The following is a 4,431-nucleotide window of genomic DNA, read 5'->3' as shown; positions in this document are numbered from 1 at the left end:
CCGCCACACGCGTGGTCCCCCGTCGGCTGGAGGGATCCGGCTGGGCACTGGGGGTGATGTTTCGCCCCGCCGGGTTCCGGCCCTTCCTCGGTCGCCCCATGAGCACGATCGTCGACGCCGCCCTGCCGTGGTCGGAGCTCTTCGACGCGGAGGTCCCCGACCACGACGGCCCCGAGTCCCTGATCGCGTGGATGGACGGCCTCCTGGCCGCGCGGCTCCCCGGTCGGCGCCACCCCGCGGAGGACACCGCCGACCTCGTGGACCGGCTGGCAGCCGACCCGTCGGTGGTGAGCGTGTCCGCCCTGGCCGGTCGTGAGGGGATCGGAGTGCGTCTCCTGCAACGCCGGTTCGCCGACCACGTGGGCCTCCCGCCCAAGACGGTGATCCGCCGCTACCGGCTCTACGAGGCGGCAGAGCGCGCCCGGTCAGGGGAACGGCCGGACTGGGGCGCGCTCGCCGCTGAGCTGGGCTACAGCGACCAGTCCCACCTGACCCGCGAGTTCACCTCCGTCATCGGGACGCCCCCGGGCCGGTACGCGGCTCTGGGGCGGAGCCAGGGGACACCAGGCGGCTGAGGACCGCCTGCACCTCGTCCACCTTCGGCGCCGGCTCGACGGTGCAGCAGCGCAGGAACAGGCCGTCGATGGCGGCGGCGGCCCCGGCCCTGGCCACCGGGTCGGGCAGGTAGGGCGCGAGGAAGGCGTCCACGGCCTGGTTCCAGCGCCTGATCTGGGTCCGCATGGACGGCCGCCTGGCGGCGATGAGGAAGAGCTCGCACTCGGCCATCACGTGCGCCCGGTCGGCGTCCGACCCCGTGGCCACCAGGGCGGCGAATCCGCGCAGGGCGTCGTCGGGATCGTCGGGCAGCGCCGCGATCGCGGCCACGTAGGTGTCGTTGACCCTGGTGAGGGCGTCCACCAGGAGGTCGTCCACGGCCGCGTAGTAGTAGGTGACCGCGCTCGGCGGCACCTCGGCCTCGGCCGCGACCCGGCGCTGGCTCACGGCGGCCACGCCCTCACGTTCGATGATCCGCATCGTGGCGTTCAGGAGGAGGCGGCGGCGCTGTTCGCCCTTGCGCCGCCGGCCGTCGGTGATGTGCTCGGTCTCGCTCACGTGTCCCATTGTCCGTGGTGTCCAGTCATGCCCGCGGCTGACAGGGCCCGGGACGAGGGCGTCACCGCCGGGAGGGGTGCGTCCAGCCGACGGGGCCCTTCCTCGGTCGACGGGGCGCGGGGTCAGTGGGAGCCGCCCATCTCCAGGGCCATGACACCGCCGATGATGAGGGCGATACCGCCCACCTGCACCCAGGTGAGGGACTCACCGAGGAACATCACGCCGATCACGGCGACCAAGGCGATGCCCGCCGCCGCCCACACGCCGTAGGCCACGCCGAGCGCCATGCCCCGGCTCAGCGACTGGGAGAGCATGGCGAAGGCCGTGACGTATCCGACAGCCACGACGACCGAGGGGACGAGCCGGGTGAAACCCTCGGAGAACTTGAGTGACGTCGTCGCGGCGACCTCGGCGATGATCGCGCCGCACAGCCAGATCCAGGGCATGGGACCCCCTTCAGACAAACCTGATCGAATGCTCCAGATAGTACCCAGAAACCTGCGCGATCGCTCAGGTATTCCCGGATATGATCGGTCTGTGTGCGTGGGGGGTCTCGGATGACCGTAATCTCGGGACCGGAGGATCGGCCCCCTACCCCTGGGATGTATGGTCGGCTGTTCCGGTGCGTTCGCCCCACGCGCCCGGGATCACCTCTCTATACCGATCCGCGGAAGTTCCGAACCTTTTCGGCGTTCGCGCGTCTCACTATCGACAGCGTGCGTTAGGCACCCGGCGTTCAAGATGGAGGTCCAGACGTGACGGGCAACACCACCCCGGCGGTGACGCGTCGGTTCGGCATCGGACTGATGGCGCTGGCGCTCGCGGCCACTGCCTGTACGTCCGGTGACGCCGAACCCCAGAGCAGCGAGGACTCCACCGTCGACGCCGCCCCGGCGACGCTGTCGATCACCCCCGAGGACGGCGGCGCCGAGGTCGCTCCGAACTCCCCCATCCGGGTGACCGCCGAGAGCGGTGTCATCACCGACGTCCAGGTCGAGCAGAACGTCGTCAGCGAGGCCTCCCTCACCGGTGCCGGGGCGGACGAGACCGACCTCCTGCCCATGACCGGAACCCTCAACGAGGGCGAGACCGAATGGGTCAGTGACTGGAACGTCCGTCCTGGGGCCGAGGTCGTCGTCACCGCCACCGCGGCGAACGCGGCTGGTGAGGAGACCGAGCTCTCCCACACCTTCACCACCGTCGACGCCACCCCCGGGCAGCGACTGGAGGTGGACCCCTACACCACCTACCCGAAGGCCGGCGACACCGTCGGGGTCGGGATGCCCGTGGTGGTCGGCTTCGACCTGCCCGTCACCAACAAGGAGCAGGTGGAGAGCTCCATGGAGGTGGTCGCGGACGAGGAGATCGCGGGCGCCTGGAACTGGGTGTCGGACCAGCTGGCCGTCTTCCGCCCCGAGGAGTACTGGGAACCGCACCAGAACGTCACCGTCGACCTCCACCTGGCGGGTGTCGAGGCGTCCGAGGGTGTCTACGGCGTGCGCGACTACCAGATCGACTTCGAGATCGGCCGCGAGCTGATCCTGACGATGCACGTGCCCGACCACGAGATGGCCGTCAACATCGACGGCGAGCAGGACCGGGTCATCCCGGTCAGCAACGGCGACGCCTCCCAGCGCATCTACACCACCACCACCGGCACCCACGTGCTCATGGAGCGCTACGAGCAGCTGACCATGGACTCGTCGACGGTCGGCATCCCCGCCGACTCCCCGGACTCCTACAAGGTCGACGTGCAGTACGCCGTCCGCACCTCCAACAGCGGCGAGTTCCTCCACGAGGCCTCCTACAACGGCAACATCGGCTCCGCCAACACCTCCCACGGCTGCACGAACCTGCGGATGGAGGACGCCCGGTGGATCTTCGAGAACACGCTCATGGGTGACGTCCTGGAGACCACCGGCACCGACCGCGAGCTGGAGTGGAACAACGGCTGGGGCTACTACCAGATGTCCTGGGAAGAGTGGCTGGACGCCAGCCTGACCGGTGAGCAGACCACCGACGGCTCCGGGACCACCGGCTCCCCCCACGGCGAGGGCCTGTAACCGACATCCTTCATTCAGAGGCGCCGACAGGGGCGCCGGGAACCCGCCGCGGGTTCCCGGCGCCCCTGGTTCGTTTCCGCCCCCGGGATGCTCGCCCCCTCACGCGGAGCTCCCGGCTCACCAGGCGCGCACACCGCCGATGGGCGCGGGCATCCGCTCGTTGAGCCAGGTCCAGGTGCCGTCGTTCTCGGTGAAGCGGCGCTGGACGCGGTCGATCTCGGTGAGCGGGTTGGTGAACACCTCGCGCCACGCACCCGCCGTGCGCTCCTCCAGGTAGAGGCAGTGCGCGTCGGTGCGCATACGCACCGCCTGGAGGGTGTGGGAGGAGCCGTCATTGAGATGAATGCGGTAATAGGCCATGGGAGTCCCCTGGATCTGGTCGCGTCAATGTGAGGACGGTGTGTCCCGGAACGAACGCGGCGCGCCGTGCGCGCGTGATGGACCAGTTTCCCGGGGCGCGTGACCGCGTCGTCGACCGATGGCCACGAGAATCGCTGAAGGGTGGCGGCGAGAATGCCGAGACCCGGAGTGCTCCGGGGAACGGGCGCGGGTGCCGGGGCACCGTACTGTCCGCGTTTCCGGACTCTACTCCTGTGGCGTCGTGGCCGGAACCAAACAGAAGGTTTACCGCAGGCGAATTCTCCCCCTCACGGGCATCGAGTAGGAGAAACATGCACTAAATCACGTATGTGAAATTAGTGTTTGTCTCTCGTGTTCTGAGGCGTGTGTTGGTATTCATGTCACCAGCGCGTCTCCGCCCCCCAGCGCGTGCGCGGGTGTCGTTCCCGTCCGCGGCCCCGGGCTAGGGTGAACGGCTGGGGCCCAGGAGGCGTCCCAACCGCGTGACCGATTTCCTCCCGTGGGACGTGACCGACGCCGTACCGCGGGGTGGAGGCCCCCAAACCCCGAGGACTTCCATGGCCCGCCCGCCCCACCCACCCCGAGTACCGCCCGGTCTGACCCCGCTCCAGCCGACCGACCCCCGGGTGACCCCGCCGTTCGCCGTCCACGGCAGGCTCGGCGCGGGCGGCATGGGCGTGGTCCTGGCGGCGACCGACCCCCGCGGTGCCTGGGTGGCGATCAAGCTCGTGCGGGCCGAGTACGCGAACGACCCCGAGTTCCGGTCCCGTTTCGCCAGTGAGATCGAACTGATGCGCCGGGTCCGGGCCCGCTGCATCGCCCCCGTTCTCGCCCACGACACGCGTGCGGCTCAGCCCTGGTACGCCACCGCCTACCTGCCCGGACCGACGCTGGG

At 69.8% G+C, this 4,431-nt stretch carries 5 protein-coding genes and 1 pseudogene; 3 read left to right on the top strand and 3 right to left on the bottom strand.

What is annotated here, in order from left to right; translation table 11 throughout:
• Window positions 1–575 (top strand): helix-turn-helix domain-containing protein (locus D471_RS35440; RefSeq protein WP_017600484.1); only part of this gene is annotated, 575 nt, incomplete at its 5' end.
• On the opposite strand, the gene D471_RS35435 is transcribed toward D471_RS35440, so the two are convergent.
• On the bottom strand, window positions 511–1,122 hold the full coding sequence (locus D471_RS35435; RefSeq protein ID WP_017600483.1) for a TetR/AcrR family transcriptional regulator: 612 nt from the start codon (window positions 1,120–1,122) through the stop codon (window positions 511–513). The genes D471_RS35440 and D471_RS35435 overlap by 65 nt on opposite strands.
• 113 nt (window positions 1,123–1,235) lie before the next feature.
• Window positions 1,236–1,559 carry a DMT family transporter gene (locus D471_RS0121205; protein WP_017600482.1) on the bottom strand — a complete coding sequence of 108 codons (324 nt, stop codon included), beginning with the start codon at window positions 1,557–1,559 and terminating at the stop codon, window positions 1,236–1,238.
• Window positions 1,560–1,868: 309 nt separating this feature from the next.
• Here D471_RS0121205 and D471_RS0121200 point away from each other — a divergent pair, with 309 nt between their 5' ends.
• Complete coding sequence (locus D471_RS0121200) at window positions 1,869–3,176, top strand: L,D-transpeptidase (RefSeq protein ID WP_017600481.1); 1,308 nt, start codon at window positions 1,869–1,871, stop codon at window positions 3,174–3,176.
• Between the two features lie 117 nt (window positions 3,177–3,293).
• On the opposite strand, the gene D471_RS0121195 is transcribed toward D471_RS0121200, so the two are convergent.
• Window positions 3,294–3,536, bottom strand: a complete 243-nt coding sequence (locus D471_RS0121195) for a hypothetical protein (protein WP_026127937.1) — start codon at window positions 3,534–3,536, stop codon at window positions 3,294–3,296.
• 557 nt (window positions 3,537–4,093) lie between these two features.
• Here D471_RS0121195 and D471_RS35430 point away from each other — a divergent pair.
• A pseudogene (locus D471_RS35430) lies at window positions 4,094–4,431 on the top strand (ABC transporter substrate-binding protein); the annotation flags it as partial.

Origin of the sequence: Nocardiopsis lucentensis DSM 44048 (genome assembly GCF_000341125.1) — a bacterium.
GTDB lineage: Bacteria > Actinomycetota > Actinomycetes > Streptosporangiales > Streptosporangiaceae > Nocardiopsis > Nocardiopsis lucentensis.
The sequence above is the reverse complement of the archived record's forward strand: the minus strand, read 5'-3'. Positions and strand labels throughout refer to the sequence as shown.

What these genes read in the sequence shown, in the direction of transcription:
- D471_RS35435 (WP_017600483.1), bottom strand. Translation starts at nt 1,122, where the DNA reads ATGGGACACGTGAGCGAGACCGAGCACATCACCGACGGCCGGCGGCGC.
- D471_RS0121205 (WP_017600482.1), bottom strand. Translation starts at nt 1,559, where the DNA reads ATGCCCTGGATCTGGCTGTGCGGCGCGATCATCGCCGAGGTCGCCGCG.
- D471_RS0121195 (WP_026127937.1), bottom strand. Translation starts at nt 3,536, where the DNA reads ATGGCCTATTACCGCATTCATCTCAATGACGGCTCCTCCCACACCCTC.